Here is a 25,874-nt window from a genome sequence, read left to right on the forward strand (position 1 = left end):
ATTTATTTTAATTTATTAAGCTTGTCTCCGATTAAATCGCCAAGCTGGAAGCCGGTGCTCGGCTCTTCTTTCGCCTGGTATTGGCGGAAGTCCTCCTGATCGGCTTTCGGCGCTTCTTCAAGCTCACGCATGCTTAAGGAAATGCGCTCTTCGCTTTCGTTCACGTCAAGCACTTTCACTTTAACAGTCTGTCCTTCTTCAAGCACTTCATGCGGCGTTCCGATATGTTTATTGGAAATTTGCGAAATGTGCACAAGTCCTTCCACGCCCGGAAGAATTTCAACGAAGGCGCCGAAGCTTACAAGGCGCTGCACTTTTCCTTCAAGCACATCTCCCTGTTTTACCTTTTCGCCGACCTGGCTCCAAGGTCCCGGCAGCGTTTCTTTAATAGATAAAGAAATACGCTCGTTATCGCGGTCTACGGACAGTACTTTCACTTTTACGTCCTGACCTTCTTCCACCACGTCAGACGGTTTTTCGACGTGTGAATGAGACAGCTGCGAAATATGAACAAGCCCGTCAATTCCGCCGATGTCGACAAATGCGCCGAAATCAGTCAGACGCTGCACTTTTCCTTCAAGCACGCTTCCAACCTCAAGCGTTTGGAGAAAATCATGCTTTTTGGCTGTCTGTTCTTTTTCCACTACAGCCCGGTGTGACAGAATCACCCGGTTTTTATCACGGTCGAGTTCAACGACGATAAGAGAGAGGGTTTTCCCTTTATAGTCAGTGAAATCCTCGACGAAATGAGCTTCGACAAGTGATGCGGGAATGAAGCCGCGAACGCCGATATCAACGACGAGACCGCCTTTCACCACATCTTTCACTTCAGCTTCAAACACTTCTTTTGTGTCGAATTTTTTTTCAAGGTCTTCCCAAGCGCGGTCAGCATCAACGGCACGTTTAGATAAAATCAAAGCATCGTCTTCCACTTTTGTTACTTTCAGGTCAAGCTCGTCGTCAACTTTTACGACATCCGATGCTTTCTCTACATGAAGACTTGATAATTCACTGATTGGAATGATTCCGGACTGTTTGACATTGACAATTTCGACATCTACATGCTTGTCCTCTACCTTTGTCACAATCCCTTTTACTACATCTCCAACCTCTGGCACTTGAACATCAATTTGATTCATTTCCTCTGTCATTTGAATAACCTCCTTGGTCCAAACCTACACAGCTTAATTAATACGGTTTGAAAGCTGAACATGTGAATGTCCGCTTTTCAGCCGAATATGTATTAAAGAATCATCCAAAAAAGATTTTGAATGATCAATAAAAAGTTTTATTAGTATTAACTTCTAATAAATGGACTGGTTTGTCAAGCAATAACATCTTGTCTTTCGAAAAAAATTATAAAGCGCTCCGCCCAAAGTTAACGTGATTTCTGTTCGACGATCTCCAGAATTTTTCCTGCGACTTCGGCAATGCTGAGTGACGTCGTATCGATTTCAATCGCGTCTTCCGCTTTGCGCAGCGGGGAAACTTCCCTCTCTGAATCGAGTTTGTCGCGTCTGGAAATTTCTTCAATGAGCGTCTCGTAATTCACGTCATAGCCTTTTTTCTTATTCTCTTCATATCGGCGCTTCGCTCTTTCCTCTACAGACGCGAGCAGAAAAATTTTCACTTCGGCATCAGGCAGCACATGAGTACCGATATCACGGCCGTCCATGACGACACCGCCTTTTTGTCCGAGCTGCTGCTGTCTTTTGACCATTTCTTCTCTGACGCCTTTATGCTTGGCGGCGATTGATACTTGGTTGCTGACTTCGTCTTTTCGGATTTCTTCTGTCACATCTTCTCCGTTTACCAGAACGATTTGTCCTTCCGGAGCGGATACAAGCTCAATTTCCGTACGCTTCAGCAGCTCTGTAAGCGCTGCTTCATCAGTTAAATCGGCATTCTGCTTGAGCGCCGTATATGTAATGGCACGATACATCGCTCCTGTATCAATGTACACATATGATTTTTTCTCAGCCACTATTTTAGCAACGGTGCTTTTTCCGGCAGCGGCCGGCCCGTCGATCGCAATTGATAATTTCTTGTCCATAATCTCTCTCCTTGCTCTTTTCTCCTCTATGGATTGTATCATGAACTGCCGGAAAAGGGGCGAAAAAATTGAGCTGATTTACCGCTTTACCGTTTCAATCCATTCTTTTTTCTCCATTTTATCAACTCCCTCATATTTCACAGCTTTCGAAATATAAGGTTCAATAGGCTGATAATGAAGCAAAAATTGCACCGCGCCCAAAATTATAAGCTGAATGCAGACCAATTTGACCAGCAGACGTTCAAACGTTTTCATATACGCGCACCTCCATTAGGATTAGTATGGAAAAGTGCGCTGCTGTTTATTCCGACAGACTGTTTCTTCTCTGCTGAAGCTGCGCGCGCATACAATATTGGAGTAAAAGCTGCTGTGATGCGGGATCGATTTCTGCAAATTCAAGCGTCATTTTTTGTTTATCCGCCTTTTCATCATAAAAAATCCGCTGGGTAACAGCCTCGGCCGTAATATCGGCTGTATTTTCCTTGCCGGGAAGAGAAAATGAGACATACAGCTTTTCACCTGGTTCCGCGGAAATATGCTCAGGCATCACAACAGCGATTCCGCCGGCGCTGATATTAGAGGAAACCGTTTGGAAAGCGGTTTTTTTCGCTTCCATTTTGACGGATACATCCAATACTGCGTCTGCACGGACGTATCGGCGTCTTTGAATCCGCTTCATTTCCTCCTGAGGGGGGATGTCCAATCCGATCATCGGGATGGGGTCTTTTTTCTTTCCTTTGATTATGCTTTTAAATTGATACGGCACGTGGCCATTCCCCATAAATTCCGCTGTTATTTCCAATCCTTTATGCAAAAAGACCGTCCGTCCCGAATCCAAATCGACGGGATATGAGATGTGCAGTTCGCCGTTTTCAACGCTTACTGCTTTGCTCCTCGCTTTTTTGGGCTCATTGTTCTCTATGTATTCAATCCAAATATAATCTCCGACAGCTATCATGGGCCTTCACTCTTTCATTATTTATGCTTTTATTAAAGCATGTAACGAAAAAAAGGAAAAGACTTTTAGTCCTTTCCTCCTTTATTTTTTATAGGTCTTTATATATAGGTTCTGCACTTTTTAACTTTTCTATTTTTTCCTCTTTTCCGTCGTCCGCATTAATGAACATTTGATATGTGTCTTTCCCGATCGTCCCAAGCATTTCGTAGCAAAGCACTTCCTGACCGAGCTCATTCGTGATCAGCGCCTGCCGGGTCTCCCGCACTTCAACATTTTTATTCAGCTTCGCTTTCGCTTCATCAGCTGACAAAGCGGGAGCCGGAATCGTTCTCGTGCGGTGCGCCGCCAGGTAATCACGCGCGGAAAAACCGACGACTTCACCATCATCCAGCGCCACTTTCATTCGGATGGCTTCCGGATAAATGCGGACATTTTTCTCCACGGGGATAAAAGAAAAGACGCCGATGTTATTATATTGCGCGCTTTCATCAATTTCGAGGCCTTTTGTTTCATATCCATTTTTCTTTAAAAACGCGACGGCCCGGTTAGATGCTTCATTGAGGCTGATCTTTTGTTTCTTCACGGCCCGTTTTTGAATCAAATAGACCGGATGTCCGCCTTTTTGGGTAATATCCATATAGATAAAAGACTTGTTGTCGGCGTCTTTCATGCGGATGCTGTATACGTCCCGATTCGTCTTCCTGCCGCTTTTGACCACTTTAATTGAATAATTATGATCAGGCGCAAACCGTTGTGCGATTTTGACCGCTTCTTTTTCCGTAATTTGTTTTCCTTTCAGATGCGTAAAACCTTTTCGTTCTGTATTTGCTCCCGTAAATGTGGGGCTGATGCTGTCTTCAGAAAAAGCGCCTACATTTTTTTCGACTGTTTTAAAGCTGTCGACGATCGTATTATCGCTTTGTTTTTTGTCAGAGGCGAGCGCCATCTCAACATCCATCCACCGTAAATTTTTGCTCATGACGAGATGCTGAACGCTGCGGAGCTGGTTTTGAATGTTCTCCGCCTGTTTGTACAGGCTGTTCAGTGTTGTATATTCTTTCTTATCAAGCGGTTTTTGGTCTAAATCCCGGACGGATGTTTTATAGCTGAAATCTCCTATGTTGGATAAAAACTCCTCCGTCTTATTAAAAGGCATGAGAGTCAGGGGCAGCTGGCTCACATTGTTATGAGCTTCAGATGTTATTCTCCATACATCAATGAGCGCCGGAGACAGAGATTTTTTACTGTTCATCGCAAGCGTCGTCCCGATTTTGTCGTGAAGCTGATCAACATGGTACGTCAATTCATGAAAAGCCCTCTGATAATTATTTTCCGCATGCAGAAGGACCGCATCTTTTTCCTGATGCTCTTTATATCCCCAGTATCCGGTTGCGGCGATCGCGACACCGAGAACAGCGATAATGATTCCTCTAATCATGTTAACACCTCATTTTGCGTACTTTTACTCACAGAAAATGTGTTTTCCGATTCTTTTTATCTGCGGACGTCCCCAAATCCATTTGCTTGTCGCCGTATCAGGATTGAAATAATAAATCGCGTTTTCAGAAGGATCCCAGCCGTTGATCGCATCAAGAACCGCTTCTTTTGCTCTTTCATTCGGCTGCATATATATTTGGCCGTCGGCAACGGCGGTAAACGCGAGCGGTTCGAAAATGACGCCGGCCACCGTATTCGGAAATAACGGGCTTTTAATACGGTTTAAAATAACCGCGGCGATGGCAACCTGCCCTTCAAACGGCTCACCGCGCGCTTCCCCGTACACAGCCTGTGCCAGAAGATTGATGTCGTTGTTTGAGAAACCGCCAGGCATATTGGCCGCTGTCGTATTTTGCTTTTGATTTGACTGACCGCCTGTTTTGTTTTGCGGCTTTTGAGCAGGCTTATTCGTTCCCGCCGGCTTCTGCGTTCCGGCTCTCGGTTTTGTTTGGTTTTTCAATGGGACGTTGCCATAATGAGTGAACGTATTCCCTTTTTGGATCTGCTCCATTACATATTCACGGTAATATTTTGATTTAGAAATCAGCACCTGTTTGGTTTTCGCGCCGACGAGGCCGTCAACCGGCTTCATGCCGAATTTCTCCTGAAAATTTCTCACGGCCCAGTATGTGGTCCAGCCGTAAACACCATCGATTTTCCCGTTATAAAATCCGTTATATTGAAGACGGGCCTGCAATTCTATAACATCATCACCCGTCGCGCCTCTTTGAATCACTTGATTTGAAAACGCATGAACCGTTTCATGATGATCGAAGAAAGCAGCGGCGAAAGAAAATAGAATGAGACATGCCATAAAGGCTCCTTTGCACTTCATCTCTTCAAGCCTCCTACTGCAAAATTTAAAGTGTACCCGTATTGTCTGTCACGAGGTTATTTTTATGCACGTTTCCTTCTTATCCCCTGTCAAGGCATAAAAAAGAAACCGCACGCGACGCGCGGTTTCTTCACACTTGGATCATATTGACGGAGCGTGCTTTTTTTGCCTTTCGCAGCCCGAACCACCATAAAAACAGCATAAACGGCAGCATATAATATACCCAATGATTGAGGGCGGTAAGAATAAAATCGTAAGAACCGTGCAGACATGAAGGCACGGCCAGCGAAATCACAAGCCATTTGACACGGGCTTTTTTCTGCGAAAAGCGGGCTTTTCCGAGATAAAATCCCATAATCACTCCGATCAGCGCATGGCAGGAGACCGGCAGAAGCGCCCTGATGAAAGCATGCTCAACGCCGTGGCCGAATAAATACAGAATATTTTCAAGCGTGGCAAATCCTAAAGACACACTGGCCCCGTAAACGATTCCGTCATAATGCTCATCAAAATGAGCATGCGGATACACACTGATCATCAGAACGAACCATTTCACCGATTCTTCCAGAAATCCCGAAGACAAAAACGAAACGAAAAAGCTTCCTCCCCCCACATGCTCTTTTTCAAGAACATATTGGATAAACATGGTCGGAAACACAAGGACAACCCCGAGAAAAAAAGACCTCAGCACCATATGTACGGGTTCATTGTCATACTGATCTTTTAAATAAAAATAGCTTAACAGCGCAATGCCGGGAGCAATTCCTGCAGAGATGATTGCAAACATCAGGCAACCTCTTTCCTTTATATTCCTATATCTATCGTACCATGTTGTTCACATTTTTACATCTTTCAATTTTTTTAAAAAAGAGCATATGAATGATCATATGCTCTCTGCACCCAGCCGTTTTGATATTTCATTTGCGATCAAGCCGCCGTGAAAACGGCCGTTCTCGATAAAAATTTCGTTGGCGTTATTTCCAGCCGCAATGACTCCGGCGATAAAAACACCGTCAACATTTGTTTCCATCGTTTCTTCCCGGAAAAACGGCCGGCCTGATTCCGCATCAATCCGCACACCGATTTTTTCGAGGAAACCGTGATCGGGATGGTATCCCGTCATGGCAAATACGAAATCGTTTTTCAGCCGGACCGTCTCATTTCGGCCGGAGCGGAAAATGATTTCATCTTCCGTCACTTCTTCAAGACAAGCGCCGAATTCCATCCGGATTGTGCCGTTTCTGACGAGGGCCTCAAACTCAGGCAGAATCCACGGCTTGATGCTCGGGGAGTACTCATGTCCTCTGTAGAGCACCGTGACGCGCGCACCGGACTTCACCAGTTCCAAAGCCGCGTCCACACTTGAGTTTTTCCCGCCGATCACAGCAACATCTTTATCAAAATAAGGATGGCCTTCTTTAAAGTAATGAAATACCTTAGGAAGCCCTTCACCCGGTATGTTCATATAATTCGGATGATCATAATATCCTGTCGCAATGATACAAAACGGAGTGAGGTAGCGGTCTTTTGATGTTTCTACAAGAAAACGGCCGTCTTCCTGTTTCGTTACGCGCTCCACCGTTTCAAAGGCGTTTACGCGCAGCTCTTTTCTTCTGACAACCTCTCTGTAGTAAGAGAGAGCCTGTATGCGGACCGGTTTTCTGTTTTCCGTAATAAAGGCGACATCGCCGATCTCCAATTTTTCACTTGAACTGAAAAAAGTTTGGTGGGTCGGATAGTTATAAATGCTGTTTACGACATTCCCTTTTTCGATCACAAGCGCGTTCACGCCAATTTGCTTCAGATGTATAGCCGCCGATAATCCGCAAGGACCTCCGCCTATTATAATTGCTTTTTCTTCTGTCATGTCCTTCAACTCCTGCGATTGGCATTTCCATCATAAGTTTCCACTCATATAAAAAATCTCCTATATTATCATAGGAGATTTTTTTTGTTTATGCAAACGATTGGTTTATATCCAGCCTCTGAAACGCGAAGCCTCCGCCATTTTCCGCACGCCGACCATGTAAGCCGCAAGCCTCATGTCAATCCGGCGGTTTTGGGACATTTCATAAATATTATTAAACGATTTTATCATCATATTTTCCAGTTTTTCCTCGACTTCTTCTTCACTCCAGTAGAAGCCTTGGTTGTTTTGAACCCATTCGAAATAAGAAACCGTTACACCGCCGGCGCTCGCCAGAACATCGGGAACCAGCAGCGTTCCTTTGTCTGTCAGGATTTTCGTTCCTTCCAGTGTCGTCGGTCCGTTTGCCGCTTCTACAACGATTTTCGCTTTGATGCGGTCAGCGTTCTCTTCTGTAATTTGGTTTTCGATCGCCGCCGGGACAAGTATATCACAGTCCAGCTCAAGCAGCTCCTGATTCGTAATGGTGTCATTGAAAAGCTTCGTCACCGTTCCGAAGCTGTCTCTGCGGTCAAGCAGATAATCAATATCAAGACCGTCCGGATCGTAAAGGCCTCCGTACGCGTCAGAAATTCCGACAACTTTCGCGCCGGCGTCATGCATAAACTTGGCCAGATAGCTGCCCGCGTTTCCGAAACCTTGTACGACGACGCGCGCGTTCTGAATATCGAGACCTTTTTTCTTGGCCGCTTCTTTTATGCAGATGGTGACGCCTTTTGCCGTCGCTGATTCCCTGCCGTGGGATCCGCCGAGTACAAGCGGTTTTCCCGTAATAAAACCGGGTGAGTTAAATTCATCAATTCTTGAATATTCATCCATCATCCAAGCCATAATCTGTGAGTTTGTAAATACGTCAGGTGCCGGGACGTCTTTAGTCGGTCCGACAATCTGACTGATTGCTCTGACATATCCCCTGCTCAGTCTTTCAAGCTCTCTGAATGACATATTTCTCGGATCACAAACAATTCCGCCTTTACCACCGCCATAAGGAAGATCAATAATTCCGCATTTTAAACTCATCCAGATGGAAAGTGCTTTCACCTCTTTTTCAGTTACATTCGGGTGAAAACGAATGCCGCCTTTTGTCGGACCTACGGAATCATTGTGCTGCGCACGATAGCCTGTAAATATTTTCACAGACCCGTCATCCATCCGAACAGGAATTTTAACCGTTAATAATCTGAGCGGCTCTTTCAGCAGTTCATACACTTCTTCTGGATACCCCAATTTTTCCAGAGCTTTATGTATTACGGTTTGGGTTGATTTTAATACATCATGTTTGTCTTCTTCATTATGACCGGTGAATCGATCGGCTGCCATTTGAGTTAACCTCCTAAAATCTTCTGTTTCTCTCATGCTCCCTTTCAGTGACTAGTATACACCTTCAATATCTCCGTGCATAGAAGAAAGACAATGATTTTTCCATTATTTCGCTTAAAAAAAGACGGCCGCTGAAAACAGCTGCCGTTTCAAATCTTTTTTATGAAAAATGTTTCTGGATGGTCTCCACAGCATTGCCGTCCATGATGAGTTTTCCGTACTCATGGAGCCTGTAAATCGTAATCGTCGCCGGGTGTCCGTATTCAGCCAGCACCGCGATGACGCCTTCGGCGGAACGGGAGCCGAGGTCTTCAAGGCTTACATAGTATTGGTTCTCATAGTGGTAGACGGTGCCGCCGGTAATCCCGATTCGGTGAAGGCTTCCGGCAAGCTGAATGATATCTTCAAACGAATGGAACTGATAAATAATATCCGGGCTTTCGTCAAGTTTGACCTGCATCTCGATATAATCATCGTCATATTCGTCATCTTCTGCGTCCGCGTCATGATTTTTCGTTACAATCACAACCATGCCTTGTGCCTGAAGAGAATATACTTCCACCGCGATCGGACCATTCGCTTCAAAGCCGAGCTCTGTATTTGCTTCATTCATCATATCTTTAAATAACTGGTGGACTTTAAACGAGTCCTTCCAGAGGTCTTCTTTTGTCAGTCCCCGATCAGTCAGATCGTCGAGGGTTAAAAAGATTTTAATCTTATTATAGTTCAGACGCTCAAGCCGCATAATGTTCCCTCCTGCCTCTTCTTGCACACAAATCATATAACACAGTATATGAATAAATGAGTCATAGGTTCTTAATTTGTTATCAGTTTACACCGTGTACAGCGGGAAGACAAGCAGAATGCCGTTTTTTATCACAGCGGCCGGGTTTGTTTCAGGAAGACGGCTCATCCGGTCCGCACAGCGTAATCATATGCGTCTCCGGTTTCGCCCCGAGCCTCAGCGGAACTTTTGTCGTCCCGTAGCCGTTGCTGATCAGGTAATGCGCTTTTTTTACCGTTCCCGTCCCGCCCAATTCGTACGGCCCGAACCGGCCGAAACGGATTTGGCCGCCATGCGTATGGCCGCTGAACACAGCGTCAATCCCGTCTGACTCCCTCATCTGCTCATGGATGTCGGGGTTATGGCAAAGCAGGAGGTTTACTTTGTCAGCACCCGTATATCTGATTGCAGATTCGTAATCATCCATCATCATCCTGATATCATCCACCCCGCAGATCGTAACGGTTTCCCCTCTATAAGCAAACTGAACCGATTCATTTCTCAGCGGGATCACTTTGTATGCCCGTAAAAGAGAGAGCAGTTTTTGCTGGCTGACCTCGTAATCATTATTTCCCCACACATACATGACAGGCGCGAGAGCCGTCAGACGTTTGATGTTTTCTTCAATTCTGGCGTAAGGAACTCCGCCCTCCGCCAAATCACCGCCGAGCAAAACGGCATCCGGCTTATAACCTGCCGCTTCGCGGAGAAGCTTTTCATCAATTAAACGGCGGTGCACGTCAGATATAAAGAAGATGGTGAGCGGCTTCATCCCCTTCATTTTATCAAGCGTAAATGTATGTGTTTTCAGATGGCTGCCGTTTGCCGTTTTGTACATAACGGCCGCCATAACCGCAGCCGCTCCCGCCAATGAGCCGAGAATTCCCGCTGTAAGCTTCATAAACGCACTCTCCATTCTGTCATTGTCTTACATTAGACGGACAAACAAAAAAAGACGTTTCTATCCTTTCCGGAAAACGCCTCATTTTATTTGCTTTCAAAATAAAGATTGATATCATACCGATGTTTCATCAAGTGAAAAACAGATTCTCTCGCCCTCCATTTTTCAGGCTGGGGCCATAAATCCGTGCTTTTTTGGATAATTTCACATCTCAGTTTATGAAATTCACCCTCAGCTTTTTCTTCCTTTTTTTTAAAATAATAAGAAGTGCAATACGCAAAAGCGGAAGCCATAATCCAGCACAAGTAAACCGTATGGCCTAATATTTCCTGCAGAATCAGCTGCGGAGAGGCTTGGGGGGCATTAAAGCTTTTAAACATCAGCAGTATGCACATCAGGGAAAAACAAACGAGGGACGCCCACTGCCATCTTCGGCATTGTGCGGCATAATTTTCGTATTTTAATTTCCGTTTCACCAGCGCCTGAAGCATTTGTTTCGTCGGTCCGTCAGCAAATCGGTCTAATTGCTTCCATAAAGAATCCATGCGCTTCACACCTTGTCCGTTTTCATTGGTACACTATATGAAAAACGCGGTGAAAACATGCATTTATTTTAATCAGACAGCGGAATGTTCAGAACCTGGCCGGTGTACACGTCGTTTCCGTTTAATCCGTTGTAGCTGCGGATTTTTTCTTCGCCCGCCCGGCTTTTATAATATTTCATTGAAATGCGGTAAAGCGTTTCTTTCGGCTGTACAGTATGCTGTACGGTCCGCACATTTTTCGGGACAGTCCCGGCTTGATCACTCGCGGCAGCCGGAGCCGCTTTTTCACGGACAGCCGGCGGAGACTGCTGTTTTGTCTCCGCGTATTCGGTGTCTGTCGGCTTTACTTGTTTTTCTGAGGGCGTTTCCGTTTTTTCAGGTGTTTTTTCACTTGGTTTTTCTTTCGTTTTTTCAGATGCAGCCGCTTCTTTCTTATCTTTGTCGTCAGACTTTTTTTTCGGTTGTTCTAAAAGAGCGGTTTCTGACGTTTCTTTCTGAGCGCCTTTCGGAATAACGGCAGGCGCACTTTCACTGTGGTCTATGAAGACATCTTCATAGTCCTTCGGGTCAAATCTGCTGCTGTTCGTCATATAAAGAAGACCGAAAAAGACACCGATTGTTACGATAATAAACAGGACGGTCAAAAAAGTGAACAGCGGCGTTTTTGTTTTGGTTTTTTCCTTCACCTGCTCTTCCTTTTTTTTACGCTCCTCTTTTACAGATTGTCTTGTCGGGAGGCTGTCTTCAAGATATTCAATTTGTTCATCCGCGGCCGCGGCAACCTGCTGCTCGGCACGCAGCTGAGCTTTTCTTCTTTCAACTCTTGACATTTCCGTCATGCAAACCCCTCCTAACATATTGAAAACGGATCTGACAGGCAAATACCGCATCAATAATAAAATGCGCTGTAACCGGAACGAATAAATTGCCGGTCCATTCATAGATAAGCCCCAGCAAAAGACTGATGCCCGCAACCATCATAAACAGAAGCCACTTCGCCAAGTATCTGAAATGAAGCACGGTAAAAATGAAGCTGGCGGCCCATAAGCCGATATGTGTCTGCAGAACGCCTCTGAACAAAATCTCTTCGCTGAACGAAATGAGAAGCGTCAAAAACAAAATGTGCAGAACCGGCCTGTTCTTAAAAAGCAATACATTAATGCCGCCGTCATCATATAAATGCGAAGGACACCATTTCATCACCGCCAGATCGGCAAAAATGACAAGGACGGCAAGAGTTACACCGTACCATATGATATTATCGTCACGTATATGCCACAGCTTTAAAAAATCGTGAATGTCGGTAAAAAAGAAAAAGCCGATAATAGCTGAAACCGCCAATATGAGCAATTGGGTGGCATACAGCTGCATCACAATCTCCCGGTCTGAGAGCTGCCGGATCAATTCGCTTTGCCGTCTCAGCTGAACTCACCCGCAGACTCTGATCCGAAAATCCGGCCTAATTCCAGCTTCCAATCTTCAAACCGTTCCATATTTTTACGTTCTCCTTTTTGCTCGTACGGAGCCAGATCAAGTCCGCAGCTGCTGCAGCATTGTCCGGTTTGACCATCAGGCTCATACGGTTCATCAAAATAAGACAGCAGCGCTTCTCTTATACATTCTTTCCGCTCTAATAACGCCGAAAAACGATTCATTTTACGCAGCTTCTTTTCCACGCGGTATGTCAGTTCTTCCTGCAGCTGCTCTTTTGTGGTTTTTCCTTGCAGATACAGATGGACGGCCGTTCGCGCCTGTGTTTCCTGGACGCCCTTATTGATCAGAACGTCCCGAAGCTTTCGCTCATCACCCGTACCGGCATCCCGTATGACGGCCAGAATGCCTTCCAGGTCATAATCAGACAGGCTTTCTGTCTGAATAATCTGCTGCTGAAGCTCGGTATCGCCGGGCGCCCTCAGCAAAATACTGACACTCGGGCTGCCGTCGCGTCCCGCTCTGCCGATTTCCTGCATAAAGGCCTCGGCCGTTTGGGGAGGATAAAAGTGAATGACAAAGCGGATATCTGACTTATCCACACCCATGCCGAACGCATTGGTGCAGCAGATGCAATCAAGCTGGTTATGGATAAATTGCTGCTGGATTAAAATCCTGTCGCCTGTATCCATTCCGCCGTGATAATAATCCGTCCGCTTTCCCGTTTTTTCGTTCAGCTCAGCCGCAAGCTCTTCCGCCCATTTTCTGGTCGGACAATATATGATACCCGGGCCTTCAAGCTTTTCGGCAAGCTCCGTGAGCCTGCTTATTTTTTCGGCATTATCAGCCAAATGTTCTGCCGCCAGGAGAATATTCGGCCGGTTGACTGAATAAAGATGACGCACCGCATGCTCAAGTCCGAGCACATCCGTCACGTCTCTGAGCGTTTCTTTTGTCGCTGTTGCGGTCAGCGCCAATACAGGCGGCTTTCCGAGTGCCTGCCTGAAAGGCCCGAGCTTCGAGTAATCAGGCCTGAAATCATGTCCCCATTCTGATATGCAATGAGCCTCATCAATAACAAATAAACTGACCGGGACATTTTTCAAACGGTTCAGCACATAAGGTGAAGAAAGGGCTTCAGGAGACATATAGAGAAATTTATACCGGCTGATGTTGCTGAGGATAAAATGCCGCTCTGCGGAATTCAGCATGCTGTTTAATGCCGCAACCCGCTTTTCTCCTTTCGCTTTCAGTTGCTGCACCTGATCTTCCATTAATGAAAGGAGCGGCGAAATAATCAGCACCAGCCCGTCCATCATGTAACCCGGGAGTTGATAGCATAATGATTTTCCCCCGCCGGTCGGAAGCATGGCGATCGTATCTTTTTTTTGGAGCACGCTAGTCATAATCTCTTCCTGCCCTTTTTTAAAGGAATGCAAACCAAAATACCTGGATAAAGCTTTATGCAGCTCAGTCATGCTGATTCACCGTCTTTGCCAGCGCCAGCCTGATCTGAAAATAGCTGAAGCGCATCTGCATTCCTTCGCGAATCCGTTTAATTTTATTCGTTTGATGCTGTTTTGCAAATGCCGTTATCATACGCTGTTCCTCTTCAGAAAGATACTGTTCTATAAAAAATGCAGGCTGATGCAATGATATTTCTACGATATGATCTTCGATTGTGGCGGTTTTTAAATTTCTGACCGCGGCGATCCGTTCAATCGGAAACCCTTTTTCCAACAGCTCAAAGGTTTTTCTGGCAGACTGTGTCAGCGCGCTTTCCGCCTGCAGATCGGACAACAGCTCGCGCAGAGCGGGATATGCACATTGCGGAAGCGATTGAATAACATAATGTACCGCTCCCCAAAACTGGACGGACACATACCATTCATCTTCGTTCAGCTGGAGAGCAAGCTGCTTATTCGTTTTGCCGATTCTGTTGAATGAAGTTAAAGAATAGACAAAAATAAGCGCCTGCCGTTCACTTACGCCTTGCAGAAGGTGAAACAGCGTCTCATGCATTTGGACGGAGAGCTCTTTAGCGTCTCTGTTGTTCCGCATGAACCGTTTGACCCATCTCAGCGTCTGCACATCATTTGTAACCGGGATATATTGACTGCATTGATGCTCTTTGTTTGACAGGACTTGAATGAGCAGGGAAAGCCGCCTCCACAGGGTGACAGCAGGCGTTTGATAATTCGCGCCGTGGCAGTGCTTCGGCCAAGGCCGCTCGGCAAACGCCCGTTCAAGCCTTTGAACACCGTGCGCAGTCACTTTCCACGTTCCCTCTTCTTTTCCGGCTGTAATGAATGAGTTCTCGGTGAGTTTATGCAAAGAAGCCGCAATATCGCCGCGTTCACAATGTGAAGCCATGCCGAAATATTTAGCGATCTGAAATAAGCCGGCATCCTGAATGGTTTGAGACGACTTTTTTCCTTTTAATAAATGAAACACAGCACTCGGAGTCCGTTCGCCGTCTATTTTGTCCAGACAGTCGAGAACCACGGTATCAAAGTAGTTTATCGCCAATCTAAACACACCTACATTTCTTCTGTGACAAGTTTCGTTTTTTGGTTCTTTTTATTTTAACAGATTTTCATATAAATTTGACGTTTAAAGTCATCTTTTAGGGGGAAGTGCTAAAGAGAATCCCTTATGTGATAAGCATTCTCAATCATTTTTCTGTTGAAATTTGACACTAACATCATTACAATAAGTAAGAGGAATAGGTGTTATATTTAAAAATATATAAGGTAAACCATTTGTTCCAACACGAACAATCTGGGAGGTTTTATTCATGGCAAAGTACACAATTGTAGATAAAGATACGTGTATTGCATGCGGCGCCTGCGGAGCTGCGGCACCAGACATTTATGATTATGATGATGAAGGCATTGCGTTCGTTACGCTTGACGAAAATAAAGGCGTCGTCGAAGTTCCGGAAGTTCTGGAAGAAGATATGATTGACGCATTTGAAGGATGCCCTACTGATTCAATCAAAGTTGCGGATGAACCGTTCGAAGGCGACCCGCTGAAATACGAATAAAAAAGCCCTCCCCGTGAGAGGAGCTTTTTCGTCCTGAATAAGACTCCGGCTGTTATCGGCCGGAGTCTTATTTTTTGCGATCAGCACAAACAAAAAAGCGTCCGGCTGTTTTCACAGAGCGGACGCTTTGGAGTGGTTATTGTGTCTGGATGCTGCGTTTTTGTTCAATCCAAGGTTTCAGCTTCGTAAAGATGAACGTAAAGACGATGGTGATGATAACGCCTTTTACAATGTTAAACGGCAGGATTCCTGCGACAACCGCCGTTTTTAACTGGCTGTTTGACAGTGCCGGTGAATGTAAAAACCAAGTATACGCGGGCAGGATAAGAATATAGTTCAAAATACTCATCAATACAGTCATCGCTGCGGTTCCGGCCAGCAGGCTCACTGCAAGTCCTTTAGCAGATTTGAGCTTTTTAAACATAAACGCCGTCGGCAGAATAAACAGCGTTCCTGCGATAAAATTGGCTGCCTGCCCGACAGGCACGCCGGCCATGCTTCCTTGAATGATATACTGCAGAATATTTTTAATCGCTTCAACCGCAATCCCCGCCGCAGGCCCGTAAACCAAAATGGCGATAATTGCAGGAACGTCACTGAAATCAATTTTCAAGTAATCCGGCAGCCCCGGAAACGGGAAATTTAACAGCATAAGCACAAAAGCAATACTGCTAAGCATACTGATGACAACTAATTTTTTTACTTTCACAATGCTCTCTCCTTTTCGATCAAATCTCTCGAAAAGAGGAAAGGTTCTTTTGTGCCCCAATAAAAAAACCGCTTTTGTTAAAAAGCGGGAGCTTACTAAGGCTTGGCAAAGAAACGTTTGATATAAGCATCAAAACGTCTGCTGAACCTCCATCTTCTCCCATCCAGACTATACTGTCGGCTCCGGAATCTCACCGGATCCTGCCGCCGAAGCAGCTCGCGGGCTTAGAGCATGATGCTCATCACCGCCGGTAGGGAATTTCACCCTGCCCCGAAGATTGATCTTATGAATTTATTCACATTATATATGATCAAATTGCAATTGTATAGAGAACTGCTCAAATTTAAATAAAATATTGGGGAAGCCCAATTTAAGCTGATTCAGCGGTTTCCTTTTCTCCTTTACTGCGTCAATACACATTGACACTCTATTGAGAATATGATAAATTATCAGATATTTAGTCAGCTAAACTAGGAGGAAATCTAACAATGTTTCGAGTTTTGGTCTCAGATAAGATGAGCAATGACGGCTTAAAGCCGCTGATGGAATCAGACTTTATAGAAATTGTTCAAAAAAACGTCGCGGATGCAGAAGATGAATTACATACCTTTGATGCCCTGTTAGTCCGCAGTGCCACGAAAGTAACCGAAGAATTGTTTAAAAAAATGACCTCTTTAAAAATCGTCGGCAGAGCCGGTGTCGGCGTAGACAACATCGACATTGATGAGGCCACAAAACATGGGGTTATCGTGATAAACGCGCCGAATGGAAACACCATTTCAACGGCAGAGCATACATTCGCGATGATTTCTTCATTAATGAGACACATTCCGCAAGCCAATATCTCAGTAAAATCAAGAGAATGGAACCGGACGGCTTTTGTCGGGGCGGAGCTCTACGGAAAGACTTTAGGCATTGTCGGTCTGGGCCGGATCGGAAGCGAGATTGCCCAGCGCGCCAGAGCGTTCGGTATGACGGTTCATGTATTCGATCCTTTCTTAACCGAAGAGAGAGCCGGTAAAATCGGCGTAAACAGCCGGACATTCGAAGAAGTGCTTGAAAGCGCGGATATCATTACCGTCCACACGCCTTTAACAAAGGAAACAAAAGGACTGCTTAACAGAGAAACCATTGCTAAAACGAAAAAAGGCGTCCGTCTTATCAACTGCGCAAGAGGCGGCATTATTGATGAAGCGGCGCTTTTGGAAGCGCTGGAAAGCGGCCATGTCGCAGGCGCTGCCCTTGACGTGTTTGAAGTGGAACCGCCAGTTGAATCAAAGCTTCCCGACCATCCGCTGGTGATCGCCACACCTCACTTAGGCGCTTCAACGAAAGAAGCACAGCTGAATGTCGCTGCACAGGTTTCTGAAGAAGTGCTGCAGTTTGCAAAAGGTCTGCCTGTCATGTCAGCGATCAACCTGCCTGCGATGACGAAAGATGAATTCAAAAAAATCCAGCCTTATCACCAAATTGCCGATAAAATCGGAAGTCTCGTGTCACAATGTATGAAGGAACCCGTCAAAGATGTTGCGATTCAATATGAAGGCACCATCGCCAAACTTGAAACATCATTTATTACAAAAAGCCTGCTGTCCGGTTTCTTAAAACCGCGTGTAGACTCAACGGTCAATGAAGTGAACGCCGGCGGTGTAGCAAAAGAACGCGGAATCAGCTTCAGCGAGAAGATTTCCTCCAATGAATCAGGATATGATAACTGCATCAGCGTAAAAGTAACCGGAGACCGGAGCACATTTACGTTAACGGCTACGTATATCCCTCACTTCGGTGAACGAATCGTTGAGCTGAACGGCTTTAATATTGACTTAAATCCTGCCGGCCACCTCGTTTATATCCAGCACCAGGATACGACTGGTGTAATCGGACGCGTCGGACGCATCCTCGGCGATAACGATATCAATATCGCTACCATGCAGGTAGGCCGTAAAGAAAAAGGCGGAGAAGCCATTATGATGCTTTCTTTTGATAAACATTTAGATGATAAAGTCATCAATGAGCTGACTTCAATTCAGGATATTGTTTCCGTTAAACTGATTGACCTTCCGTAACCAACAAAAAACCCAAAACATTCATATGTTTTGGGTTTTATTAGGTTTAATGGCTTGGAAGCGGATTAGGCGCGGCAGGCACAGCGATAGGTTTTGTCACATCATAATTACCGATTTTCTTTGTATGCGCATGTGTGAACAGCACCTCAGAATAACCGAATTCCTTCGCAGTTAACAGAAGCCCTTCGATCATTAAAATCCCTTCCAGCGAATCTTCAACCTTATGTTTTTCGGACAATTGAATCCGCAGCTGCTCGCCGTCTTCCCTTTCCGATACCGATGCAATCGCATCGGCTTCTATAATGCTCGCGGTCTGTGAGCCTCCGTCTGTTGTCTTCATCCCGTCAATAGCCTGATATACTGAATAATAGGTTTGTTCAGACGGGATGAGATACTCTTGTCCCAGACTGTCGCTGTAAGAAAAATACGCCCGGTTTGTCTGTTTATGTACGGACATTTCAGCGGATATGCCGTAAGATTTATAAAAATCCTGTCCGGCTCCGTTTTGAATCTTTTTCAATTTAATCCGCTCGTAAGGACTCCATGTCAAAGTCTCTTTCAGCATCTTTTTCAATAAGTCAGCATCGGCAACTGATTCGATAGAAAGCCGTCCGTTTACCTGCACAAGCAAATCCTTCTTATCCGCCGTTACCTGCACACCTTCCAAAAGGTTCGGCACAGACAGGAAGGATTCGGGCACTTCTAGGTTTTCCGCTTCGGATAAAGCCTCTGATACCGATTCATCCGGCTTCTTTTTTTCAAAACTGACCGGTATGACGGCGGATGTATCTGAATCGGCAAACGCCAAAGTAATGTAATTGTTTTTGTTTTCGTTAGAAACGACAAACGTCTTCTGATCCGGCTTGACAGCAGCTGACTGACTGGCTTTTTCAGCTTGACCGCTGTCAGCTGTAAGATCACCGGCAGATTTGTTTGTCATCAGGTGAGGAGATATAATCAGAGCGATGCACAATGCGCAGACGCCGGCTGCGGCGGGGCCGATCCAGCTTCGGGCCGGTTTTTTCCTGTACGGTTTACCCGTTTCAATATTCCGGTAAATGGCCTCGGGTGAACGATGATCTCTAACCGCCGGAAGTTGTCTTAACAACTCCTCTACTCTTTCTTCGTTCCAATATGACTTCATCATCCATTAGCTCCTCCCTCAAAAGCTCCATCTGTTTCCGAAGTATTTTGAGCCCTCTGTGTTGGGTCGTTTTGACTTTGCTTTCCGAGAAGCGGAGAGCGGCGGCTGTTTCCTGAATGGAATATCCCTGAATAAATCTCAAGATAATAACAGCTCTTTGATCAATGGTGCAATGATCAAGCGCGGTATAAATTTCCCGGACGTTTTCATGCTGTACGGCGAGTTCGTCCGGAAGCAAATGCTGATCTCTGACATCTTGTGTATCCCAATCAAACGTACCCATAATACGCTGTCTGATCGTCTGCTGCTTGCGGAACCAGTCAATCGCCACATGGCGTGCGATGGACAACAGCCATGTTTTTTCACTGCTTCTTCCTTCAAATGTATGATAGGAATTCAAGACGCGGATATACACTTCCTGCGTCAAATCTTCAGCCTGCGACTTATCTTTTACCATATAAAATAAAAATTGATATAAATCTTGATGGTATGCATCATATAATATCTGAAAGGTTTCTTCCATGGGAAACCCCTCCGTTCACTTTTTTGTCGTAAAAATGCGTTGAAAAGTTACATTACAACTATATTACGAGAAACTGGAATTTGGAAGGGAATTTATATTAACATATTCTTAAATTTTTAAAGGAGAAACAAATAAAAAACACCCGCAGAACATGCGGGTGTTTCGTATGGAACAAGATTGTTCGTCAATTTCAGACGTCATCCTGCGCTTTTGTCGGAATATAAAATGTAAACGTCGTCCCTTTGTCGATGCTGCTGTGAACCGCAATTGAGCCGCCGTGGGCTTCCACGATATTTTTTACGATGGCGAGTCCGAGTCCGGTTCCCGCCCTGCCTCTTGTTCTTGCTTTGTCCGCTTTATAAAAACGTTCAAAAATAAAAGGCAGATCCTCTTCCGGTATTCCCGAGCCGGAATCTTTGATATCGATTTTCAGTCCGTCTTTTACGGTCTGAGCCGCGATATGAACGCTTCCGCCTGACTCCGTATGGCGCAGCGCATTATCTATAAGGTTGGTAAACACTTGTTCCATTTTGTCTTCATCAAAGACACACTCCGGCTGAGACACCGAGATGTCCTCTGTGAGCGAAACGCCTTTTTCCTTCGCTACCCCGGAAAATTTGCGGGAGATCTTCTCCAGAAATTCATGCAGGTTTACCGTTTCATAGTGCAGGCCCGTATGTCCGGATTCCATTCTGGCCAAATCCAGCAAGTCATTGACGAGCCGGCCCATGCGAAGAGATTCATCATAAATGATCTGCGCAATTTCTTTTTTCTCCTCTTCTGTGCTTGCAATGTCGTCCACTATTGCTTCGCTGTATCCCTGCAGCATAGAAATCGGGGTTCTGAGCTCATGACTGACATTGGCAATGAAGTCTTCACGCAATTTATCCAGCCTGCGCTCTTCGGTCATATCACGGAGCACGGCCACGGCGCCGCGGACGTGTGATTCCGCATAAAGAGGCGACATCAATAAAACCCATGACCTTCCTTGAAGCGTCATTTCAATCATTTGCTCTTTTTCCGTGTTCACTGCATTTTGAAATAGCTCTTTTGCTTCAGGGGGAAGGTTGTCTCCTTCTTTAATGTTCATGTTCTGCTCATAATACCATGCCTGCAGAAAACGTTCGGCCGGCGGGTTGGTCACCAAAATGGTGCCGTCGATATTAATGGTGATGACCCCGTCTGCCATACTGCTTAAAATATTGGACAGCTGTTCTTTTTCCTGATTCAGCGCGTTAATATGGAAATTGAGCTGCCGTCCCATCTGATTAAAGGCAATGGCCAGTTCCCCGATTTCATCTTGGGTCAGAATCGGAATTTTTGTATCAAACTTTCCTTTCGCCAAGTCTTGGGCGCCTTCCCGCATTTTCCGAAGGGGATATGTCACCCTGCTGGATAAAAAGAACGCGAAAAACGTTGTCAAGACGATGGCAATGCCCGCCGCAAGAAAAATATAGCGTGTCGTATGTTTCGTCGTATCTTTGACGGCAAGCAGCGATTGGGATAAAAAGACCATGCCTTTTTTGCCGTCTTTTTCATACGGCACTCCGACGATCAGCCGTTCGTTATCCGAACCGGCATTGTTGGGGACCGCTCGTTTGCTTACTTTTTTGCGGTCTGTCAGCGCCTTGTGCAGATCCCGGTCATGTTTGATCTGCTCTAATGTAATAGAGGATAAATGATTATCGTCATTGGGCGAATACCAGACATGCTTATCATCCTGAATGATCGCGATGCTCGTTAAATTGTCCGCCAGTTCCCACGTGATGGATCTGGCAAGCGGCTGGTCTTCATGATTTTCTATTATGACCGCAATTTTATCGGCAAGCTGCGTTAAATCTTTTTCCGCTTCTTCAACGTGGTAATTTTCGATAAATTCCAGAAGCAGCACCGTTAAAATAAATAAAACAATTAACACGAGTGAAAGAATGGTAAACCAAAGCTTTCCTACTACGCTTTTCCAAAACTTCATTCAGCGCCTACCTCAAATTTGTATCCGACTCCCCATACGGTGACGATTTTTTTCGCCGCTCCCGGGGACACTTTATTTAATTTTTCACGGAGCCGTTTGACATGGGTGTCCACCGTTCTGAGGTCTCCGAAAAATTCATACTGCCACACTTCTTTTAAAAGCTTTTCCCTGTCGTACACTTTGTCCGGTGTTTTCGCCAGGAAGTACAGCAGTTCATATTCCTTCGGCGTCAGGCTCACCTCTGTGCCGTCCGCAGTCACCCTGTGAGCATCGTGATCAATGGATAGATGCGAAAAGACGAGCACATTTTTTGTCGGGGTATTGGCTGTCAGATAAGATGTTTGGGAAGCTCTTCTTAAAAGCGCCTTTACCCGAAGCACCACTTCTCTCGGGCTGAAAGGCTTGACGATATAATCGTCCGTACCCGCTTCAAACCCCTGGACGCGGTTGGCTTCTTCCCCTTTTGCCGTCAGCATGATAATCGGCGTCGCTTTTTTTTCTCTGAGCTGCCGGCATACTTCGATTCCGTCCGTTCCCGGCATCATTAAATCCAAGAGTACCAGATCATAATCTGATGCCAGCCCCATTTTAATGGCCTCGTCGCCGTTTTCCGCTTCTTCAATCACATAGTTTTCCCGTTCAAGGTACATTCTTAAAAGGCGTCGAATTCTGGCTTCATCATCTACTACTAATATTTTAGTTTCATTTGTTTGATCCATCGTTTTCCCCCTGCTTTCCTTCTGTTACTTTCATTTTAACAAACTGTGCGGCAGCTTGAGAACTGTATCGGCTTTTTGCATCTATGCGTACGAATGAAGTCCGGCAAGCACGAGATTCACAAAAATTAAGTTAAACATAATAATGGCGAAGCCGATGACGGCAAGCCACGCGGACTTTTCACCATGCCAGCCTCTTGACAGCCGCAAGTGCAAATACGCTGCGTAAAATAAAAAGGTGATCAGTGCCCATACTTCCTTCGGGTCCCAGCCCCAAAAACGCGTCCATGCAAGCTGCGCCCAAATCATCGCAAACACAAGCGCGCCGAGTGTAAATACCGGAAAACCGATGGAAACAGCGCGGTAGCCGACTTCATCGACCAAGTCCAGATTCACATTTTTGACGAGCGGGCTGATAAGAGCGCTGATTCTCTTTCTGAATATCAGCCTGAGCGCACCGTATAAAACGAGACCTGCGCCAAACGACCAGATCACCGTATTGACCTTTCTGCCTGAAAAAATGGCCGGAAGCTCAATAAGCGGCTTCATTGCGCCTTCCGTAAGCAATTCTCCCTCATGCGGGCCGACAAGCGCAGGCATATCATATATCATGACGCTTTTGGCTTCTTTTTTATCCACCCAATTAAATTCAGCTTTGTAATCCGCCAGCCGGAATGCCGACGTGACGGCGATAAATGCCACGGTCGTCACGAGTATAAACATGATGACTTCAAGCCAGAACGTTTTTTTGCCCGGTCTGGATTGGTCGACATGCTTTAACAGGAAAATGACGCCGGCTACAAAACTGATCGCAAGAATCGCCTGCCCGAGCGCCGCCGTCGTGACGTGAATGTACAGCCAATTGCTCTGCAGTGACGGAATAAGCGGCGTGATGTCTGTCGGAAACATGCTTGCATATGCGATAAGCAAAAGCGCGATAGACAATGTGAACATGCCTAATGAAGGCAGTCTGTAAATAAAGTAAATAATAATAAAAGCGAGAACAAGCATCATGCCGAATGACGTCGTAAATTCAAACATATTGCTGACAGGCGCATGTCCGCTTGCCGACCATCTCGCAATGAAGTAGGCGAGATGACAAAGAAATCCGAATATGGTTAACGTGATTCCGATAGCCGACCAGCGGCCCTTACCGTCCTTAGCACCTTTTGTTCCCCGGATGGCGCCGCCGAAAACCGGGACGGCAATTAAATAAATCAAAAAGGCAGCATAAAGAAAATTTGCGCTCAGCTCCGCCATGACACCACTCCTTTTTCACTAGGCCTGATTTTTGGCCAATTCTTTTTGATCGGCCGGCTCTTGAATCCCGGTCCCGCTAAGAACAAATTCGATATCCTTTTTCAGACCGAACCAGTTTTTGTTCGTATGTCCCGCCACAAGCACTTCATGATCACCTGTTTTGATCCAGATCCTTCTGTGCTGCCAGTACATTCCTTGAATGACGCCGATCATAAAGATCGCGCCGCCGACGGCAAGCACCCATAAGGTTAAATCTTTTCTGACGGTGAGTCCTGTAATGTTTTTCGTTTCCACATGGTCGAATTTTAATTTGTACTTGTTACTTTCGGAACCTTCAACAGTCTGCTGAATCGCAACAAAACTTTTCTCCCCTTTTGGCTTGTCAGGAGCCGTGATTTTAAAGACAAAAGCCGGATTGTTAGGAACCTTCGTTTTCGTGCTCGGTTCTCCGTCCTTGTTAAAATAAAAATCAGGAAGATAACTGGCGATCTGCACTTTGTAACCGTTACCAAGATCATAGTCCGTGTCGGGATCAAGAAGATTGATCTTCAGTTTGCCGAATGACTGTTTTGTTTTTTGGTCGATCAGCTGAAATACCATCTGATCGAGCTGGTTTTCTTTATAGTCCACCTGATACACAGAATAGGAGTCAAAACGCAGCGGTTCATTGACGCGGATATTGTTTTCTTTGACTCTTTTAAGCTTCGGCTTTTCGCCGAATACAATGTCGCCTTCCCTCTTGTACAAAACCGCGTCCGTTGTGAAGGATTTGGCGACTTTGCCGTTTCCGGCTCTGTCAATGGCGTCGGCGAATACTTTTTTCTCAGTGTCTTTGTTATATGTCTGCATCGTGAACCGGTTGTTTTTTAAGTAATACTTGCCATCAGTGCCGGGGATCTGAGCGGTTTCGCCTTCACGGACCCAGAGCGTTTCATCGACATACATACCGGGTACAAATCTCAGCATGGCTCCGATCAGAAAAATGATCAGACCGATATGATTGACGTAGGGCCCCCACCTTGAAAAACGGCCTTTTTCCGCCAGAATGCTTCCCTCTTGTTCTCGCACTCTATAATGCTTTTTTTTCAATCGTGTTCTGAGGCTATCAGCCGCATCCCCGCTCAGCTCGGTTTCTGTCCGGCTGTATAGACGCTGCCTCTTCAAAAAGATCGGATTCCGCCGAACTCCTTGATTTTTCAGCGCCCTGTACAAAGGAATCACCCGATCCAAGCTGCAGATGACCAGTGATATACCAATGGATGCGATCAGGAGCATATACCACCATGAGCCGTACAGGTGATGAAATCCCAGCAGATAGTACAGTTGACCGATTATGCCATACTGCTGTTCATAATATGTATCCGGCTGGGCGCCCGGCGGCAGATAAGCTTCCTGCGGAAAAACCGTGCCGAAAGCAGACGCCGCCAGAGTAATGACGATCAGCCATATTCCGACTTTTACGGAAGAAAAGAAGTTCCATACCTTATCTACGATTGTTTTGTTATATGTTTGCGAACGCCTTGCGCTGCCGTCGTACCGCATATCCGCAAGCAGCGATTTTTGATCATCAAGCGGCTTCCCGCACGACTCGCATAAAACCGTCCCGGCTGGATTCACGTGCCTGCATTCACATTTGACCTTTTTCATGAAGACGCCTCCGGCTTAATTAAATTCATATAGTCATGAACCATGCGTTCTGTCATCGTGCCGGTCACCACTTTCACGACTTTTCCGTCGGGATTGATCAAAAATGTCGTCGGAATAGGTGATACGCCGTACGCGTCCAGCACTTGCCGGTCAGTATCGAGCGCAACCGGGAAATTGACGCCGTATGTTTTCATAAAATTATGTACTGCAATTTTTGATTCGCCGACATTTACCGCAACCACCTCGACACCGAGGTCTTTAAAATGCTTGTATTGATTCTCCATGTAGGGAAATTCCTGCTTGCACGGCTCGCACCACGTTCCCCAGAAATTCAGAAAAACACCTTTTCCTTTTAACTGACTCAGTTCTATGAGTCTGCCCTCTGTATCTTTCAGCGCGAAATTCGGGGCTTTGGACCCCTCAGATATACGCTCACCGTTTGTGTATACGGCATTATAGATGGTATATCCGAGCGCGCAGAGTAAGATGAGAAGGATGCCGGTCCGAATGAATAAACGCCGCCGTTTTTTGTTCATTGTA

At 45.7% G+C, this 25,874-nt stretch carries 26 protein-coding genes and 1 riboswitch; of the genes, 2 read left to right on the forward strand and 24 right to left on the reverse strand.

Annotated elements, in window-relative coordinates; genetic code table 11:
- Positions 1–2: 2 nt before the first annotated feature.
- From rpsA to JNUCC21_RS12195, 16 genes are all read right to left on the reverse strand, one after another.
- The gene (gene rpsA, locus JNUCC21_RS12120; RefSeq protein ID WP_007612259.1) at positions 3–1,151 is read right to left on the reverse strand and encodes a 30S ribosomal protein S1; all 1,149 of its coding nucleotides are present in this window, start codon (positions 1,149–1,151) and stop codon (positions 3–5) included.
- A 227-nt stretch (positions 1,152–1,378) separates the two neighbouring features.
- A complete protein-coding gene (cmk, locus tag JNUCC21_RS12125) occupies positions 1,379–2,053 on the reverse strand; it encodes a (d)CMP kinase (protein ID WP_015240110.1) in 675 nt (224 codons plus the stop codon).
- Positions 2,054–2,131: 78 nt separating this feature from the next.
- The gene (locus JNUCC21_RS12130; protein WP_003153420.1) at positions 2,132–2,308 is read right to left on the reverse strand and encodes a YpfB family protein; all 177 of its coding nucleotides are present in this window, start codon (positions 2,306–2,308) and stop codon (positions 2,132–2,134) included.
- Between the two features lie 46 nt (positions 2,309–2,354).
- Positions 2,355–3,011, reverse strand: a complete 657-nt coding sequence (locus JNUCC21_RS12135) for a flagellar brake protein (protein WP_007409449.1) — start codon at positions 3,009–3,011, stop codon at positions 2,355–2,357.
- An 88-nt stretch (positions 3,012–3,099) separates the two neighbouring features.
- On the reverse strand, positions 3,100–4,449 hold the full coding sequence (ypeB, locus tag JNUCC21_RS12140) for a germination protein YpeB (protein ID WP_007409448.1): 1,350 nt from the start codon (positions 4,447–4,449) through the stop codon (positions 3,100–3,102).
- A 24-nt stretch (positions 4,450–4,473) separates the two neighbouring features.
- On the reverse strand, positions 4,474–5,343 hold the full coding sequence (sleB, locus tag JNUCC21_RS12145; RefSeq protein WP_012117872.1) for a spore cortex-lytic enzyme: 870 nt from the start codon (positions 5,341–5,343) through the stop codon (positions 4,474–4,476).
- A gap of 130 nt (positions 5,344–5,473) precedes the next feature.
- Positions 5,474–6,130: a glutamic-type intramembrane protease PrsW gene (gene prsW / locus JNUCC21_RS12150; RefSeq protein WP_003153415.1), complete on the reverse strand. Its 657-nt coding sequence runs from the start codon at positions 6,128–6,130 to the stop codon at positions 5,474–5,476.
- Between the two features lie 96 nt (positions 6,131–6,226).
- Complete coding sequence (locus JNUCC21_RS12155; RefSeq protein WP_012117874.1) at positions 6,227–7,210, reverse strand: YpdA family putative bacillithiol disulfide reductase; 984 nt, start codon at positions 7,208–7,210, stop codon at positions 6,227–6,229.
- A 105-nt stretch (positions 7,211–7,315) separates the two neighbouring features.
- A complete protein-coding gene (gene gudB / locus JNUCC21_RS12160; protein WP_003153413.1) occupies positions 7,316–8,590 on the reverse strand; it encodes an NAD-specific glutamate dehydrogenase in 1,275 nt (424 codons plus the stop codon).
- Positions 8,591–8,750: 160 nt separating this feature from the next.
- Positions 8,751–9,335, reverse strand: coding sequence for a genetic competence negative regulator (locus JNUCC21_RS12165; RefSeq protein WP_003153412.1), 585 nt, complete (start codon positions 9,333–9,335; stop codon positions 8,751–8,753).
- Between the two features lie 151 nt (positions 9,336–9,486).
- On the reverse strand, positions 9,487–10,275 hold the full coding sequence (locus JNUCC21_RS12170) for a metallophosphoesterase (protein ID WP_369878185.1): 789 nt from the start codon (positions 10,273–10,275) through the stop codon (positions 9,487–9,489).
- A gap of 86 nt (positions 10,276–10,361) precedes the next feature.
- Positions 10,362–10,820, reverse strand: a complete 459-nt coding sequence (locus JNUCC21_RS12175) for a YpbF family protein (RefSeq protein WP_007409443.1) — start codon at positions 10,818–10,820, stop codon at positions 10,362–10,364.
- Between the two features lie 68 nt (positions 10,821–10,888).
- Positions 10,889–11,659, reverse strand: a complete 771-nt coding sequence (locus JNUCC21_RS12180; RefSeq protein WP_063636684.1) for a LysM peptidoglycan-binding domain-containing protein — start codon at positions 11,657–11,659, stop codon at positions 10,889–10,891.
- Complete coding sequence (locus JNUCC21_RS12185) at positions 11,637–12,224, reverse strand: CPBP family intramembrane glutamic endopeptidase (RefSeq protein WP_015240111.1); 588 nt, start codon at positions 12,222–12,224, stop codon at positions 11,637–11,639. The genes JNUCC21_RS12180 and JNUCC21_RS12185 overlap by 23 nt, the downstream gene beginning before the upstream one ends.
- A 14-nt stretch (positions 12,225–12,238) precedes the next feature.
- Complete coding sequence (locus JNUCC21_RS12190; protein WP_032866327.1) at positions 12,239–13,729, reverse strand: ATP-dependent DNA helicase RecQ; 1,491 nt, start codon at positions 13,727–13,729, stop codon at positions 12,239–12,241.
- Positions 13,722–14,780, reverse strand: coding sequence for a helix-turn-helix domain-containing protein (locus tag JNUCC21_RS12195; protein WP_127069529.1), 1,059 nt, complete (start codon positions 14,778–14,780; stop codon positions 13,722–13,724). Before JNUCC21_RS12195 ends, JNUCC21_RS12190 begins: the two co-directional genes overlap by 8 nt.
- A gap of 268 nt (positions 14,781–15,048) precedes the next feature.
- On the opposite strand from JNUCC21_RS12195, the gene JNUCC21_RS12200 reads away from it, so the two are divergent.
- Positions 15,049–15,297, forward strand: coding sequence for a ferredoxin (locus tag JNUCC21_RS12200; protein ID WP_003153403.1), 249 nt, complete (start codon positions 15,049–15,051; stop codon positions 15,295–15,297).
- A gap of 136 nt (positions 15,298–15,433) precedes the next feature.
- Here the strand turns inward: JNUCC21_RS12200 and JNUCC21_RS12205 are convergent, their stop codons facing one another.
- Complete coding sequence (locus tag JNUCC21_RS12205; RefSeq protein ID WP_015240114.1) at positions 15,434–16,006, reverse strand: ECF transporter S component; 573 nt, start codon at positions 16,004–16,006, stop codon at positions 15,434–15,436.
- A 147-nt stretch (positions 16,007–16,153) separates the two neighbouring features.
- Positions 16,154–16,288: riboswitch (FMN riboswitch) on the reverse strand.
- Between the two features lie 206 nt (positions 16,289–16,494).
- Here JNUCC21_RS12205 and serA point away from each other — a divergent pair.
- Positions 16,495–18,072, forward strand: a complete 1,578-nt coding sequence (gene serA, locus JNUCC21_RS12210; protein WP_369878186.1) for a phosphoglycerate dehydrogenase — start codon at positions 16,495–16,497, stop codon at positions 18,070–18,072.
- Between the two features lie 46 nt (positions 18,073–18,118).
- On the opposite strand, the gene JNUCC21_RS12215 is transcribed toward serA, so the two are convergent.
- From JNUCC21_RS12215 to resA, 7 genes are all read right to left on the reverse strand, one after another.
- Positions 18,119–19,180 carry a sugar dehydratase gene (locus JNUCC21_RS12215; protein ID WP_072589347.1) on the reverse strand — a complete coding sequence of 354 codons (1,062 nt, stop codon included), beginning with the start codon at positions 19,178–19,180 and terminating at the stop codon, positions 18,119–18,121.
- The gene (sigX, locus tag JNUCC21_RS12220; protein WP_003153399.1) at positions 19,155–19,739 is read right to left on the reverse strand and encodes an RNA polymerase sigma factor SigX; all 585 of its coding nucleotides are present in this window, start codon (positions 19,737–19,739) and stop codon (positions 19,155–19,157) included. The genes JNUCC21_RS12215 and sigX overlap by 26 nt, the downstream gene beginning before the upstream one ends.
- 190 nt (positions 19,740–19,929) lie before the next feature.
- Positions 19,930–21,711, reverse strand: a complete 1,782-nt coding sequence (locus JNUCC21_RS12225; RefSeq protein ID WP_025284944.1) for an ATP-binding protein — start codon at positions 21,709–21,711, stop codon at positions 19,930–19,932.
- Positions 21,708–22,430 carry a DNA-binding response regulator ResD gene (resD, locus tag JNUCC21_RS12230; protein WP_003153397.1) on the reverse strand — a complete coding sequence of 241 codons (723 nt, stop codon included), beginning with the start codon at positions 22,428–22,430 and terminating at the stop codon, positions 21,708–21,710. Before resD ends, JNUCC21_RS12225 begins: the two co-directional genes overlap by 4 nt.
- Before the next feature lie 81 nt (positions 22,431–22,511).
- Complete coding sequence (ccsB, locus tag JNUCC21_RS12235; RefSeq protein WP_020956016.1) at positions 22,512–23,687, reverse strand: c-type cytochrome biogenesis protein CcsB; 1,176 nt, start codon at positions 23,685–23,687, stop codon at positions 22,512–22,514.
- 18 nt (positions 23,688–23,705) lie between these two features.
- Positions 23,706–25,334 (reverse strand): cytochrome c biogenesis protein ResB, encoded by a 1,629-nt coding sequence (locus tag JNUCC21_RS12240; RefSeq protein WP_216061707.1) that lies wholly within the window; start codon positions 25,332–25,334, stop codon positions 23,706–23,708.
- Complete coding sequence (resA, locus tag JNUCC21_RS12245; RefSeq protein ID WP_003153391.1) at positions 25,331–25,870, reverse strand: thiol-disulfide oxidoreductase ResA; 540 nt, start codon at positions 25,868–25,870, stop codon at positions 25,331–25,333. The genes JNUCC21_RS12240 and resA overlap by 4 nt, the downstream gene beginning before the upstream one ends.
- Positions 25,871–25,874 lie beyond the last annotated feature (4 nt).

Source organism: Bacillus sp. JNUCC-21, assembly GCF_041222765.1.
Taxonomy (GTDB): Bacteria; Bacillota; Bacilli; order Bacillales; family Bacillaceae; genus Bacillus; species Bacillus velezensis.